Annotated in this window: 13 protein-coding genes; 7 read left to right on the top strand and 6 right to left on the bottom strand. The window is 68.9% G+C overall.

Going from position 1 to position 13,423, the window contains the following annotated elements:
- Window positions 1–1,338: 1,338 nt before the first annotated feature.
- Window positions 1,339–2,292: a DMT family transporter gene (locus tag G528_RS0113460; protein WP_035720092.1), complete on the bottom strand. Its 954-nt coding sequence runs from the start codon at window positions 2,290–2,292 to the stop codon at window positions 1,339–1,341.
- 83 nt (window positions 2,293–2,375) lie between these two features.
- Here G528_RS0113460 and G528_RS18260 point away from each other — a divergent pair, with 83 nt between their 5' ends.
- The 6 genes from G528_RS18260 to epsC all read left to right on the top strand — a co-directional run bounded on the left by G528_RS18260 (window position 2,376) and on the right by epsC (window position 6,917).
- Window positions 2,376–2,945, top strand: a complete 570-nt coding sequence (locus G528_RS18260; RefSeq protein ID WP_084638223.1) for a DivIVA domain-containing protein — start codon at window positions 2,376–2,378, stop codon at window positions 2,943–2,945.
- A 55-nt stretch (window positions 2,946–3,000) separates the two neighbouring features.
- On the top strand, window positions 3,001–3,690 hold the full coding sequence (locus G528_RS17570) for a biotin transporter BioY (protein WP_084638222.1): 690 nt from the start codon (window positions 3,001–3,003) through the stop codon (window positions 3,688–3,690).
- On the top strand, window positions 3,683–4,378 hold the full coding sequence (locus G528_RS0113445; protein ID WP_026919425.1) for an energy-coupling factor ABC transporter ATP-binding protein: 696 nt from the start codon (window positions 3,683–3,685) through the stop codon (window positions 4,376–4,378). The genes G528_RS17570 and G528_RS0113445 overlap by 8 nt, the downstream gene beginning before the upstream one ends.
- Entirely contained in the window at window positions 4,375–4,971 is a 597-nt protein-coding gene (locus G528_RS0113440) for an energy-coupling factor transporter transmembrane component T family protein (RefSeq protein ID WP_026919424.1), read from the top strand. Before G528_RS0113445 ends, G528_RS0113440 begins: the two co-directional genes overlap by 4 nt.
- A 393-nt stretch (window positions 4,972–5,364) precedes the next feature.
- Window positions 5,365–6,303 carry a cysteine synthase A gene (gene cysK / locus G528_RS0113430; protein ID WP_026919423.1) on the top strand — a complete coding sequence of 313 codons (939 nt, stop codon included), beginning with the start codon at window positions 5,365–5,367 and terminating at the stop codon, window positions 6,301–6,303.
- Window positions 6,303–6,917: a serine O-acetyltransferase EpsC gene (gene epsC / locus G528_RS0113425; protein ID WP_051198845.1), complete on the top strand. Its 615-nt coding sequence runs from the start codon at window positions 6,303–6,305 to the stop codon at window positions 6,915–6,917. The genes cysK and epsC overlap by 1 nt, the downstream gene beginning before the upstream one ends.
- Window positions 6,918–6,947: 30 nt before the next feature.
- Here the strand turns inward: epsC and G528_RS0113420 are convergent, their stop codons facing one another.
- From G528_RS0113420 to guaB, 3 genes are all read right to left on the bottom strand, one after another.
- Entirely contained in the window at window positions 6,948–8,690 is a 1,743-nt protein-coding gene (locus tag G528_RS0113420; protein ID WP_026919421.1) for an FAD-dependent oxidoreductase, read from the bottom strand.
- Window positions 8,691–8,774: 84 nt separating this feature from the next.
- The gene (locus G528_RS0113415) at window positions 8,775–9,941 is read right to left on the bottom strand and encodes a GuaB3 family IMP dehydrogenase-related protein (protein WP_026919420.1); all 1,167 of its coding nucleotides are present in this window, start codon (window positions 9,939–9,941) and stop codon (window positions 8,775–8,777) included.
- Between the two features lie 59 nt (window positions 9,942–10,000).
- Window positions 10,001–11,512, bottom strand: coding sequence for an IMP dehydrogenase (gene guaB, locus G528_RS0113410; protein ID WP_026919419.1), 1,512 nt, complete (start codon window positions 11,510–11,512; stop codon window positions 10,001–10,003).
- Window positions 11,513–11,578: 66 nt separating this feature from the next.
- On the opposite strand from guaB, the gene G528_RS0113405 reads away from it, so the two are divergent.
- Window positions 11,579–11,965, top strand: coding sequence for a DUF5319 domain-containing protein (locus G528_RS0113405; protein WP_026919418.1), 387 nt, complete (start codon window positions 11,579–11,581; stop codon window positions 11,963–11,965).
- A 66-nt stretch (window positions 11,966–12,031) separates the two neighbouring features.
- On the opposite strand, the gene G528_RS17565 is transcribed toward G528_RS0113405, so the two are convergent.
- Both G528_RS17565 and G528_RS0113395 read right to left on the bottom strand, forming a co-directional pair.
- Complete coding sequence (locus G528_RS17565) at window positions 12,032–12,832, bottom strand: anti-sigma-D factor RsdA (protein WP_051198844.1); 801 nt, start codon at window positions 12,830–12,832, stop codon at window positions 12,032–12,034.
- Window positions 12,829–13,404 (bottom strand): sigma-70 family RNA polymerase sigma factor, encoded by a 576-nt coding sequence (locus G528_RS0113395; RefSeq protein WP_026919417.1) that lies wholly within the window; start codon window positions 13,402–13,404, stop codon window positions 12,829–12,831. Before G528_RS0113395 ends, G528_RS17565 begins: the two co-directional genes overlap by 4 nt.
- Window positions 13,405–13,423 lie beyond the last annotated feature (19 nt).

The following is a 13,423-nucleotide window of genomic DNA, read 5'->3' as shown; positions in this document are numbered from 1 at the left end:
TGACCGTGAAGAGCCCACAAAGCCCGTTCTACTTCAGAACAATGGGATAAATCCTGGCCACCACGACGGCACACCACCCGGACACACGCCTCTAATCGCATGGTCAGGAGGCGGCTCCGAGAAAGTGGCACTCACGAAAGCCCACACGAGGATGCATGAAACCGCAGTCAGGATAAGCAGGAACTGAAATCGCGTTGCCCAAGCCCACGACAGCATCGCCGCTGCGCCGATAACTACTGCAGACACGAACAGACTGACGGGGGCGTAAGCATACACAAATACAGCCGCCTCGCCCCCATCAAAAGTTCCACAAGTGCGAGCCTGGGACGAAACCAACCCGTAGTATACCGCCTCAACGAGAATAAAGAACACGCAGGGAAGAAACAGGATTCTCATCAAGCTTCGGTTCATCGTAGGCCTTTGGACTCTCTCATCTGCGGAATGTCCTTACCTTCACCTTTCGCTTTCCTCAATCTTTCGACCAGAGCCCGCACCTCCATAGAAAACTGAGGGTTTACACCAGTGAGCTTATCGCTAACCGGGAAACCGGTCTTGTAGCCGATCTCGACCGTTGCACGGACGGTCGCACTTGAGCGCTGCGTGAACGTCCGAGGACGGCGAGGTCCGCCGGTCCGGCGAGCAATGATCCCGCCAACGTGAACGCAGTGAGAAAGGTGAGCAGTAGAAGTGTGGTGATACGCCTCATCGAGACGAGCCCCCTTGCAGCCCATGCGGACACCGAAGGACCACGACCCCCGATGTGATGCCCCCAACCCTGCCGATAACCCCTGGAGTGGTCGCGGCTTCGCGGCATACCCGTGCCGATCGAGACATCCGTACGATGCAGGTACCGCACGGGCATGCCAGGCCGGCGTGGTCACGACGTAGGTCTGCACGCCGTTCCCCGACGACGCGCGTTCCCGGGCCGCGGGCATCGGCATCGCCGCGTAACGGTCGGCGGGTTGATCGCGACATAAGCCCCGCAAGGCACTGATCGCCACACCAGGGAGGACCAACATGCAGGACCCTTTTGCTCAACTCGCGATGATGCTCGGTCTGGGGTCGCCGGAGTTCCGCGCGTTCCTTGACGCAATCCGCCCGTTCATCTTCTGACCCGTGGCAGGAAGGTGGATCATGCTCGATCCACGCGCGCAGTTCAGCCTTCGGCTTCAGGATGTACTTGGACCTCAGGGCCTCGCAGCATGAATGCGTTCAACGATTGGCTGCAGTCGCTCCCCACCTGAGTGTTTCCCGCGCGAGCCGGATCAACGCGAGCGCCGATCAATCCGCGCCGTCCGACCCCGGCGGCGGCCGCACACCGCTGATCGTCCGGCACCGCTAATCGTCCCGCACCGATGACCGCACTCGAGATTCCGGGGCTCCGCCGGCCGTCGGCCCCACGACGGCCAGGAGCGCCCCGACGAGCAGCACGACGGCTCCGCCGATCTGACCGGCGTTGATGCGTTCACCGAGGAAGATGTACGAGCAGGCGATGCCCACCACCGGGACCGTGAACATCATCACCGTCGCGACCGTGGGACTCACGTGCCGAAGCCCGCGGTAGTAGAAGAGATAGGCCACAGCCGTCGGCCCGATCGCCAGGAACACCACGTTGAGCCACGCCGTGGCCCCGACGTCACTCCACGCCGTCGCCCCGACATGCGGTGCCGCATAGAGCGCGAGCAGGACGGCCCCCGTCGACACCCCCCACGTGGTCGCGCGCAGCGGTTCGATTCCGGTGAGGACCGACTTCGACACGATGCTGTACCCCGCCCACGCCGCGGCGGCGGCCACGAAGATCGCGTCGCCGACGAGACGGTCCGCATCTCCGCTCCCGCCGACGGCCACGAGGAAGACCACGGCGCCGACCGCGCCCGTCGCGAGTCCGACCGCCTGGCGGCGACTCACCCGTTCACCGCGGAAGGCGAACAGCGCGACCACCGTGAGGATCGGACTCAAGACGGGAACGATGATGGTTCCGTCGACGGACGGAGCCAACGACAGTCCCCAGAAGAACAGCACGTTGTACGCGAAGACGCCGATCACACCGACCGCGGCGGCACGGATCGCGTTCCGTCGCCCGAGCCGCTGTCCGCGGCGCGGCATCACCGCGACCACCGCGGCCAGGACGAGGGCGCCGCCGCCGAACCGGAACGCGGCCGCCACCTCGTGCGGCATCGCGCCGACCACCACCTTCGAGCTGGCGAAGGCGCTGCCGAACATCACCATCGTGACCATCAGGTTCAGGTGCGGCGCATAGGCCCGCACCGTCGCCGTGCGTGACTCCGACATCGATGTTCCCCCCTGTCACTCCCCTGCACACCGATTCTGCGGCGCGGTCGCGGACCTCGCAACCGACAGGCGATACTGGGTGTATGCCGATCTCCGCCGACGACGTGCACCACGTCGCCTTCTCCAAACCGCCCCTCGGTCGGCGCGGGTACGACGAGGACGAGGTCGACGCCTTCCTCGACCTGCTCGAAGCACGATTCCGCACCCCCGACGACCCTCGGCTCGCCGGGATCGACGCGAACGCCGTGTCCGCCAAACGCTTCGGGCGGCCACCCGTCGGACAGCGCGGCTACAACACCGACGAGGTCGACGCATTTCTCGGGCTGTGCGCCGACGGGCTCGCCGCCGCCGACGGACGCCCCCGTCCGACGCCACCGTCGTTCGGGCCGCAGGACGTGCTCTCCGCACCGGTGCGCACCGCGCGGTTCGGCGCGCACCGCCTCGACATGCGGCAGGTCGACGCCTTCCTCGACACCGTCGCGGCCCGATTCCGCGACCCCGACGACCATTCGGTGGCCTGGGTGACGCCCGCCGCGATCCGCGAGGCTCGCTTCGCCGACGTCCCGTTCGGCACGCCCGGCTACCGTGCCGAGGACGTCATCGCCCTGCTGGGTCGGTGCGCCACCGAACTCGCCGCCCGTCTGAACGGCTGACAGCCCCGCCACCTCGGTTACCGCGGTGAGAGCCGGGCGAAATACCCTGTCCACTGTGACGAACACTTCCCCCGACGCCACCGCGCCCCGTCCCCGCTGGTGGACGCTCGACCTCTCGGACCTGACGCAGGCCGCGGTCTTCGCCGCTCTGATCGCCGTCCTCGGCCTCGTCGGACAGTTCAACCTGACGGCCGGTGTGCCCATCACCCTGCAGACGCTCGGCGTGATGCTCGCCGGCGCCGTCCTCGGCCCCAAGAAGGGCACCCTGGCCGTGGTGATCTTCATGGTGCTGGCGTTGGCGGGTCTGCCCATCCTGGCCGGCGGCCGCACCGGATGGGTGTCCCTGAACTCGCCGACCGCCGGGTTCTTCGTCGGGTTCCTCCCCGCGGTCATCGTGATCGGCGTCCTCACGGCCGCGATGATGCCGAAGTACCGCGTCGCCGGCGGGATCGTCATCAACCTCATCGGCGGCATGCTGCTGCTCTACGCCTTCGGCGTCGCCGGCCTCATGATCCGCGGGACCTCGTTCGGCGCCGCCCTCGCGGTCAACGGTCCGTTCGTGCTCGGCGACATCGCCAAGGCCGTCGTCGCCGCACTCGTCGCCGTCCCCGTCCACCGAGGACGCCCCGGACTCATCGCACCGCTGCGGTCGGCGCCCCGAACGGAGGCCGGTGGATCGAGGGCCGACGGAACGAAGGCCGACGGAACGAAAGCCGGCGGGTCGGAGTCGGGCTCGGATGGCTGACGCCGCCCCGACGATCGAGTTCTCCGGCGTCGTCCACGCCTTCGGCGACCGGACGGTCCTCGACGGGATCGACCTGACGATCACCGAACACCGGGTCGGGATCATCGGCGCCAACGGCAGCGGGAAGTCGACCCTCGCACGGATGATCAACGGCCTGGTGACCCCCGACGCCGGCACCGTGACCGTCAACGGCCTCGACGTCCGCAAGAACAAGCGGCGCGTCCGCCGCGACGTCGGCTTCATCTTCTCGGACCCCGACCGGCAGATCATCATGCCGACGGTCGCCGAAGACATCGAGCTGTCCCTGTCGAGGACGGTCGCCGACCGCGACGAGCGACGCCGCCGCACCCGCGCCGTCCTCGCCGACTTCGGGCTCGACGACCACGCCGACCAGCCCTCCCACCTGTTGTCGGGGGGCCAGAAGCAGCTCCTCGCCCTGGCGGCCGTGATGGTCATCGGTCCGTCGATCCTCGTCGCCGACGAGCCGACCACCATGCTCGACCTGCGGAACTCCCTCATGCTGCACGAGACGTTCGCCCGGCTCGACGAGCAGCTCGTGGTCCTCACCCACGATCTCGACATGCTGGCCGACTTCGACCGGGTCATCGTCCTCGACCGGTGCCGGGTGGTCGCCGACGACGCCCCCGAACCGGCGATCACCCACTACCGGGCGTTGATGCGTCGATGATCGGCGTCTACGTTCCCGGCCGGTCGGTGCTGCACCGCCTTCCGGCGGGCGTCAAGATCGTGGCCCTCCTGGTCTCGATCATCTCCGTCGCCGTCGTCGTCGGGACGCCCGTCGGCGCCGGCGTCGCCGTCGGCGCGAGCCTCGCCACGTTCGTGGTCGCCTGGATTCCGCCGCGCGCCGCGTGGTCGCAGATCCGCGGTGTCCTCTGGGTGTTGGCGGCGCTGTTCGTCATCCAGTTCGCGCTCGCCGACCTCGCCGCCGCCACCGTGGTGTGCGGCATCCTCCTGGCGTCGGTGGTGCTCGCCGCCGTCGTCACCCTCACCACTCGGACGACCGACATGCTCGACGCCGTCGTCGGCGCCCTGCGCCCGCTGCGCCGGTTCGGGGTGCGGACCGACCTCATCGCGATGACGTTCGCGTTGACCATCCGCAGCATCCCGCTGATCGCCGCGATCCTCCGGCAGGTCGACCAGGCCCGCCGCGCCCGCGGCCTGCGGCCCGGTCCCCGTGTCCTGCTCGCACCGACCGTCCTGGCTGCTCTGCGTACCGCCGACGGTTTCGCCGAGACCCTCGCCGCCCGCGGGATGGACTGATGTCGCGGCCGTCCGGCGAGCGCCGACGCAGCGACCGGGAGGTCGCCGGAACATCCCGGGGCGCAGACTTGTTAATCTCTGGTGGACGGTCCGACGAACGATGAGGAGAACGCGGTGGACATCTTTCCGCACCTGTCGCGTGCTCTGTTCGCCCATTCCGCGTATCTGCTGACCGATCACTGTCTGTAGAGCGTCCGTGCACCCGCGGCCGTGAGGTCGCCGCTGTCCGAGACGCTCCATACTCCGGCCCCTGGCGTTTCCCGCGGGGCGTCGTCGCATCGGCGGCACCCCGCATCGGAACATCCCGCACCCGAACATCCCGCACCTGATAAACCCCGCACCTGATAAACCCCGCATCTGACAAACCCCGCATCTGACAAACGAGGTACTGCCATGTCCGCCACTGTTTTCACCGACGTCACCGCCCTGATGGGCCGCACTCCGCTGGTCCGGCTCAACCGGATCACCGACGGCGCCGAGGCGACCGTCCTGGCCAAGCTCGAGTACTACAACCCCACCAATTCGGTGAAGGACCGCATCGGCGTCGCGATCGTCGACGCCGCCGAAGCGTCCGGCGACCTCCCCGAGGGCGGGACCATCATCGAGGCGACCAGCGGCAACACCGGCATCGCGCTGGCGATGGTCGGTGCCGCCCGCGGATACAACGTGGTCCTGACGATGCCCGAGTCGATGTCACGCGAGCGTCGCGCCCTGCTGCGGGCGTTCGGCGCCGAACTCGTCCTGACGCCCGCCGGTGAGGGCATGGCCGGCGCGGTGGCCGCCGCCGAGAAGATCGCCGACGAGCGTCGCGGTTCGGTGCTGGCCCGCCAGTTCGCCAACGAGGCGAACGCCGAAGTGCATCGCCGGACCACCGCCGAGGAGATCTGGGCCGACACCGACGGCGCCGTGGACGCCGTCGTGGCGGGCATCGGCACCGGCGGCACCATCACCGGTATCGGCCAGGTCCTCAAGGAGCGCAAGCCCGAGGTCAAGATCTTCGCCGTCGAACCCGAGGAGTCCGCCATCCTCAACGGCGGCGCCCCCGGACCCCACAAGATTCAGGGGTTGGGTGCCAACTTCGTTCCCGAGGTCCTCGACACGACGATCTACGACGAGGTCATCGACATCGACATCGACCAGTCGCTCACCTGGTCGCGCCGCGCCGCCACCGAGGAGGGGCTGCTCGTCGGCATCTCCTCCGGTGCCGCGCTGGCCGCCGCGGTCGCGGTCGCCAAGCGTCCCGAGATGGCGGGCAAGACGGTCGTGGTGGTCCTCCCCGACTTCGGCGAGCGCTACCTGTCGACGCCGCTCTTCGAGGGATTGGTCGACTGATGCCGGCCCGGAGTGAGACGCGCTCGGCGCAGGAGGGCACCGCTCCCCTCCTGCGCACTCTGCGCGAGGATCTCCGCGCCGCGCAGGAGCGCGATCCCGCGGCCCGGTCGATGATCGAGGTCGCCCTGGCCTACCCCGGCGTGCACGCCCTCTGGTTCCACCGGGTCTCGCATCGGCTGTGGAACTCGGGGGGCGCCGCGCGGCTGCCTGCGCGGCTGCTCTCGCAGTTCGCCCGGTTCCTCACCGGCATCGAGATCCATCCGGGGGCGCGGATCGGCCGCCGCATGTTCATCGATCACGGTATGGGCGTGGTCATCGGCGAGACCACCGAGATCGGTGAGGACGTGGTGATGTTCCACGGCTCCACCCTCGGCGGCGTCAGCATGTCGAAGGGGAAGCGGCATCCGACGGTCGGCGACCGCGTCCTCATCGGCGCGGGCGCCAAGGTGCTCGGTCCCATCGAACTCGGTGACGACGCGAAGGTCGGCGCCAACGCCGTCGTGGTGCGCGACGTCCCGGCCGGCCACGTGGCCGTCGGGATCGCCTCGCCGCCCAAACCGGCGCGGACCGAGCCGGCCCGCGACCCCTACGCCGATCCGGCGCTCTTCATCTGAGCCGAGCTCCGGCGGCGGGGCGCCCACCGGTCATGCGGTGCTGTCGTTCCCGGTCACCGGGGTGATCGAGAGCCGCAGTGCACCGGGGGCGTCCGCGGGGACCACGGGCGCACTCGGCGCCACCGGATCGAGACGGACATAGGCCTCGCCCTGCGCCGGACGCGGGTCGGTCTCCCCCTTGTTCGGCCACAGTGCGATGGCCCGTTCGGCCTGCGCCGAGATCGACAGCGACGGGTTGACGCCGAGGTTCGCGGTGATGGCCGCGCCGTCGGTGATGTGCAGCGTCGGATAGTTCCACACGCGATGGTAGGGGTCGATGACGCCGCGGTCGGGATCATCGGAGATCACGCAGCCGCCCAGGTAGTGGGCGGTCAACGGCATGTTGACGATGTCGCCCCAGGTGCCGCCGGCCAGTCCCCGGGGGAGCTTCGCGGCGATCCGTCGGGTCGCTTCGTTGCCCTCGGGGATCCAGGTGGGGTTCGGGTCGCCGATCCCCTGCCTGCTCGTCACGTACCTGAACGGTCCCCGCTTGCGCACGAAGGTGGTCAACGAATTGTTGTTGTTCTGCATCACCAGCGCGATCACGGTGCGTTCGCTCCACTTGCGGACCAACAGCAGGCGGACCAGCATCATCGGGTTCCGGGCGATCTGCGCCAGGAGTTGACCGAACCGGTTGAGGCGGCTTCCGCCGTCGGTCAGCATCGTCTGCAGGTAGGCCATCGCGTTGCTGCCCTTGCCGTACCGGACCGGTTCGATGTGGGTGTTCGACGTCGGATGGAACGACGACGTGATCGCGACGCCCTCGGAGAAGTCGCGTTCCGGATCGTAGGAGCGCGCCTGTGCACCGAGGATCGACTCGGAGTTGGTGCGCGTGAGCACGCCCATCGCGTCCGACACCCGCGGCAGCGTCGTCTCCTTGGCCCGGTGCATGAGCTTCTGGGTGTTGAAGGTGCCCGCCGCCACGATCACCTGGTCGGCCGTGTACCGGCGGCGGCGCGCACCCAGCGGCCCCCACGCGGACGATCGGTGCGTCGAGACCTCCCACGTGCCGTCGCCGCGCTGGTCGAGACGGTCGACGGTGGTGCGGTCGATGATGGTGGCACCGTTGCGTTCGGCGAGCCCCAGATAGTTCTTCATCAGGGTGTTCTTGGCGCCCACCCGGCAGCCCGTCATGCAGGCGCCGCATTCGGTGCACGCGGTCCGCTCGGGTCCGGCACCGCCGAAGTACGGGTCGGGCACCTTCTGGCCGGGTTCGCCCGTGCCGCCGGTCTTGGCGCCGAAGAACACGCCGACGGGCGTCGAGGTGAAGGTGTCACCGACCCCCATCTCGTCGGCGACCTCCTTCATGATGCGGTCGGAGTTGGTGAACGTCGGGTTGGTCACGACGCCGAGCATGCGGCGGGCCTGCTCGTAGTGCGGGGTGAGCTCGGCCTCCCAGTCGGTGATGTGGTTCCACTGGGGGTCGGTGAAGAACGGGGTCGGCGGTTTGTAGAGGGTGTTCGCGTAGTTGAGGGATCCGCCGCCGACGCCTGCTCCGGCGAGGATCATGACGTCCTTGAGCATGTGGACGCGTTGGATGCCCATGAGCCCGAGTTTGGGCGCCCACACGAATTTGCGCAGACGCCAACTGGTCTTGGCGAACTGGTCGTCCTCGAAGCGGCGGCCGGCTTCGATCACGCCGACGCGGTACCCCTTCTCGACGAGGCGGAGCGCGCTGACGCTCCCGCCGAAACCGGAACCGATGATGAGGACGTCGAAGTCAGTCTGCGCCATAGCGAACCATACTAATGACTATTGTCTCATTAGGGATAGTAAGCGCAGGCTAAGTCGCCGGACCGTCTCCGGCGGCCACGCACGTCAGGCGCGGACCGAGAGCCCCACCTTCTGGAACTCCTTGAGATCGCTGTACCCGGCCTTCGCCATCGACCGACGCAGCCCGCCCACCAGATTCAACAGACCGTCCGGATCGTCCGACGGTCCGTTGAGCACCGTCTCCAGCGACGGCCGCCCCTCGTCGAGGGCCACCTGCAGCAGCGCCCCGCGCGGAGTGTCCGGATGGGCGGCCGCCGACGGCCAGAACCAGCCCCGCCCCGGCGCCTCGGCCGCCGCCGCCAGCGGCGTACCCAACACCGCGGCGTCCGCACCGCACGCGACGGCCTTCGCCAGATCGCCGGAGGCGTGGATGTCGCCGTCGGCGATGACGTGCACGTACCGGCCGCCGGTCTCGTCGAGATAGTCCCGCCGCGCCGCCGCCGCATCCGCGATGGCCGTCGCCATCGGCACGCCGATTCCCAGCACCTCGCCGGTGGTCGTGGAGCCCTCGGTGGAGCCGTACCCCACGATCACTCCGGCCGCCCCCGTCCGCATGAGGTGCAGCGCGGTGCGGTGATCGTGGACGCCGCCGGCGATCACCGGGATGTCCAGATCGGAGATGAACGTCTTGAGGTTGAGCGGCTCGGCCACCAACCCGTCGTCGGCCCCGCGATCGACGAGCACCACGTGTTCCGCGGAGATGATCGTCCCGTGCACCACCAGGATCTCGGCGCCGGCCGCGATCAACGCCGGCGTGAGATCGGGGGCGTGCTGGGGACTGACCCGCACCGCCGTCGTGACACCGGCCTCGCGGACCTGCGCCACCGCACGACCCAGCAGGTCCACGTCGATCGGCGCCCGATGCAGCTCCTGCAGACGACGGATCGCCGCCGACGGGTCCGGATCCTTCTCCGCCACCTCGACGAGCTCGGCGATCTTCTCCTCGACGTTCTCGTGCCGCGCCCACAGTCCCTCGCCGTTGAGCACGCCGAGCGCCCCGAGCCGTCCCATCTCGATCGCCGACTCCGGGGACCCGAGGGCGTCGGTGGGATGGTTCAGGATCGGCGAGTCGAACCGGTAGGCATCGATCTGCCAGGCCGTCGAGACGTTCTTCGACGACCGCGTCCGACGGGACGGGACGATCGAGATGTCTTCCAGTTCGTACGTCCGACGGGCCGTCCGGCCCATGCCGAACTCGACGAGGTCACGCACTGTTGCGCCTTTCTGATCAAACTGTCGGTGAGCACGGCGCGGCGAAGGCCGCCGCCCGCTCAGCGTGCATAGTAGTTGGGCGCCTCAGCGGTGAGCGTGATGTCGTGCGGATGCGACTCCTTGAGTCCGGCCGCCGTGATCTGCACGAACTGCGCCTCCTGCAGTTCGGCGATGGTGTGCGAGCCGGTGTACCCCATCGCGGCCCGCAGCCCCCCGGTCAGCTGGTGGATCACCTGCGCCAGCGGACCGCGGAACGGGACGCGGCCCTCGATGCCCTCGGGGACGAGCTTGTCCTCCGAGAGGACATCGTCCTGGAAGTAGCGATCCTTGGAGTACGACTTGCCCTGGCCGCGGCCCTGCATCGCCCCCAGCGAGCCCATGCCGCGGTAGCTCTTGAACTGTTTGCCGTTGACCAGGATGAGTTCGCCCGGCGACTCCGCGGTACCCGCGAGCAGCGACCCCAGCATCGCGGTCGACGCGCCGGCCGCGAGCGCCTTGGCGACGTCGCCGGAGTACTGCAGACCGCCGTCGGCCATCACCGGGATGTCGGCCTCCTTGCACACGGCGACGGCCTCGAGGATCGCGGTGATCTGCGGAGCGCCCACGCCCGCCACCACGCGGGTGGTGCAGATCGATCCCGGCCCGACGCCGACCTTCACCGCGTCGACCCCGGCGTCGATGAGCGCACGCGCGCCCTCGCGGGTCGCGACGTTGCCGCCGATGAGCTGGACGCGGTCGCCGATCTCCGCCTTGAGCCGCGTGATCATCTCGAGCACACCGCCCGAATGTCCGTGGGCGCTGTCGACCACCAGGACGTCGACCCCGGCGTCGCTGAGCGCCATCGCCCGAGTCCACGCCTCGTCACCCGCACCGACGGCCGCACCGACGAGCAGTCGACCGTCCGCGTCCTTGGTGGCGAGGGGATGCTGTTCGGTCTTGACGAAGTCCTTGACCGTGATGAGGCCGGTGAGTCTGCCCGCCCCGTCGACGATCGGCAGCTTCTCGATCTTGTGACGCCGCAGCAGCCCGAGCGCGGCCTCGGCCGAGACGCCCTCGGAGGCCGTGATGAGCGGCGCGGGCGTCATCACCTCGGAGACGTGTCGCGAGGTGTCGTGCTCGAACCGCATGTCGCGGTTGGTGATGATGCCCACCAGATCGCCGGCCGGATCGACCACGGGCAGTCCCGAGATGCGGTAGCGGGCGCACATGGCGTCCACCTCGGCGAGGGTGTTGGTCGGCAGGCAGGTCACCGGGTTGGTGACCATGCCGGCTTCGGAGCGCTTCACGGTCTCGACGGCCGCGGCCTGCGCCTCGATCGACAGATTGCGGTGCAGGACGCCCATGCCGCCGGCTCGCGCCATCGCGATCGCCATCCGCGCCTCGGTGACGGTGTCCATCGCCGAACTCACCAGCGGGACGCGCAGGGTGATGTCGCGCGTCAACCTCGAAGACGTGTCCACCGCGCTCGGAATGACGTCGGACGCCGCGGGAAGCAGCAGTACGTCGTCGAAGGTGAGGCCGAGCATCGCGACCTTGTTCTGATCATCTCCACCAGTGCGAACCTGCGTCATCCATACATCGTATCGACTGTGGACGCCGGAGGTCTGGGGGCCCGGTCATCGGCTACGGTGGAAGGCGTGCATGACCAGTTCCCCGGACTCCCGCCGGACCCCTTCGCCGACGACCCGGACGATCCTGCCTCGGCACTCGATGCGATCGATCCGGGAATCCCCCTTGACGAGGCCGAACGAGCCGCGGTCGAAGAGGATCTGGCCGATCTGAGCGTCTATCAGCGACTCCTGTCGCCCCGCGGCATCCGCGGCCTCGTCGTGATGTGCGAGGACTGTCGGGAAGATCACTACCACGACTGGGACATGCTGCGCGCGAACCTGCGCCAGCTGCTCGTCGACGGCTCCGTGCGCCCGCACGAACCCGCCGTCGATCCGCATCCGGACGACTACGTCACGTGGGAGTACTGCCGGGGCTACGCCGACGCGTCCCTGCGCTTTCACGAGCGGTACTGAGCCGCTTCCACGCGCGGCGGCCGGTCGGGGTCACCCCGGCCGACTTTCGCCGTTCGGGGCCGCGGTTCAGCGCACCGACGAGGTCGGCGCGTCGCTCGACGGCAGCGAGGTCGTCGATCCGGTGGGCCGCGGCGAGGTCTTCGATGTCGACGGACGCGACGAGGACGAGCTCTCCGACGGCGTCGAGGGCTCCGAGGAGTCCGAGTCGCTCGGATCCGGGTCATCGACGGTGTCGGTGTCGCTCGGCGCGGTCGGCGACGAGTCCACGGTCGGCGACGTCGGCTTGGTCGTCGGATGCTGGGCGCGGAGCGCATCGATCCGTCGACGCAGGGACGCCGCCTCCTTCTCGTCGCGGAGCGGAGTGATGTCGGCTTCGGCCTTCTCGAGCAGTTCCCGTGCGCGCACGGTGTCGCCGGAGGCGTACGCCGCCTGCGCACCCGAGAGGCTGTCCTCGGCGTTCATCCGAGCCTGCGTCTGCTGCGCCTGCTCGGAGAAGACGACCTGTTTCACCGACCACAGCGGATCGCCCGGCTGCGAGCCCTCCGAGAGGACCAGGAGGCCCGCTCCGGCGACCGCCAGGATCGCGGCCGCACCGGAGACGATGCGGAGGCGGCGGGCGAGGCCGCCGCGACGATCGCGCTCGTCGTCGGCGGCGATGGCGCGCACCACCTCGTCGGCGGTGGGCGTCGTCGGCACGCCGCCGGACTGGGCGTCGGCACGCCACGCGGCGATCAAGCCCGCGAGCTCGTACTCCGCGTCCGTCTCGATGCGCGCGGCACGACCGGCCGCGAGGTCATCGAGGAATGCGTCGTCGCGGCGCACGGCGCCAACGTCGATGGGGTCGGTCTCGTCCCGATGGTCGCTCATCGACGCTCACCTCCTGGGGTCATGATCTTCTTCAGCTTCGTCAGGGCCCGATGTTGAGCCACGCGAACGGCCCCCGCGCTGCTGCCGACCATTTCGGCGGTCTCTTCGGCCGACAGGCCGACCACCAGGCGCAGCACGAGGATCTCGCGTTGCTTCTCCGGGAGATGCTCGAGGAGCTCGCGCATCCGGCGGGAGGCGTCCGATTCGAGGGCCGCCTGCTCGGGACCGCCGGAGAAGTCGAGGGAGTCGGGGACCTCGTCCACCGGATCCGCTTTGATGCGGGCCGCCGAGCGCATCGCATCGGCCACCTTGTGGGAGGCGATGCCGTAGACGAATGCCATGAAGGGCCGCCCCTGGTCTTCGTACCGGGGCAGTGCCGTCATCACCGCCATCAACACCTCCTGAGCCACATCGTCGGCGGAGAACAGATGGCGTTCTCCGGCACCCATGCGTCCCCGGCAGTAGCGCAGGACTGGCTCGCGCACACTCTCGAGAACTGAGGTCAGCGCAGCGCGGTCGCCTTCTGCTGCCGCTCGGACCGCTTGGCCCAACGCATCACCTGTCAGTTTCATCGCTGCCGAGCCGTCGAAG

The sequence above is a fragment of the Gordonia shandongensis DSM 45094 genome (assembly GCF_000423025.1).
Taxonomy (GTDB): Bacteria; Actinomycetota; Actinomycetes; order Mycobacteriales; family Mycobacteriaceae; genus Gordonia; species Gordonia shandongensis.
This window is presented reverse-complemented; position numbering and strand designations above follow the sequence as displayed.

Bases quoted from the DNA above. Each gene is read 5' to 3' on its own strand.
- G528_RS0113460 (WP_035720092.1), bottom strand. From the start codon at position 2,292: ATGTCGGAGTCACGCACGGCGACGGTGCGGGCCTATGCGCCGCACCTG.
- G528_RS18260 (WP_084638223.1), top strand. From the start codon at position 2,376: ATGCCGATCTCCGCCGACGACGTGCACCACGTCGCCTTCTCCAAACCG.
- G528_RS0113445 (WP_026919425.1), top strand. From the start codon at position 3,683: ATGGCTGACGCCGCCCCGACGATCGAGTTCTCCGGCGTCGTCCACGCC.
- G528_RS0113440 (WP_026919424.1), top strand. From the start codon at position 4,375: ATGATCGGCGTCTACGTTCCCGGCCGGTCGGTGCTGCACCGCCTTCCG.
- cysK (WP_026919423.1), top strand. From the start codon at position 5,365: ATGTCCGCCACTGTTTTCACCGACGTCACCGCCCTGATGGGCCGCACT.
- epsC (WP_051198845.1), top strand. From the start codon at position 6,303: ATGCCGGCCCGGAGTGAGACGCGCTCGGCGCAGGAGGGCACCGCTCCC.
- G528_RS0113420 (WP_026919421.1), bottom strand. From the start codon at position 8,690: ATGGCGCAGACTGACTTCGACGTCCTCATCATCGGTTCCGGTTTCGGC.
- guaB (WP_026919419.1), bottom strand. From the start codon at position 11,512: ATGACGCAGGTTCGCACTGGTGGAGATGATCAGAACAAGGTCGCGATG.
- G528_RS17565 (WP_051198844.1), bottom strand. From the start codon at position 12,832: ATGAGCGACCATCGGGACGAGACCGACCCCATCGACGTTGGCGCCGTG.
- G528_RS0113395 (WP_026919417.1), bottom strand. From the start codon at position 13,404: ATGAAACTGACAGGTGATGCGTTGGGCCAAGCGGTCCGAGCGGCAGCA.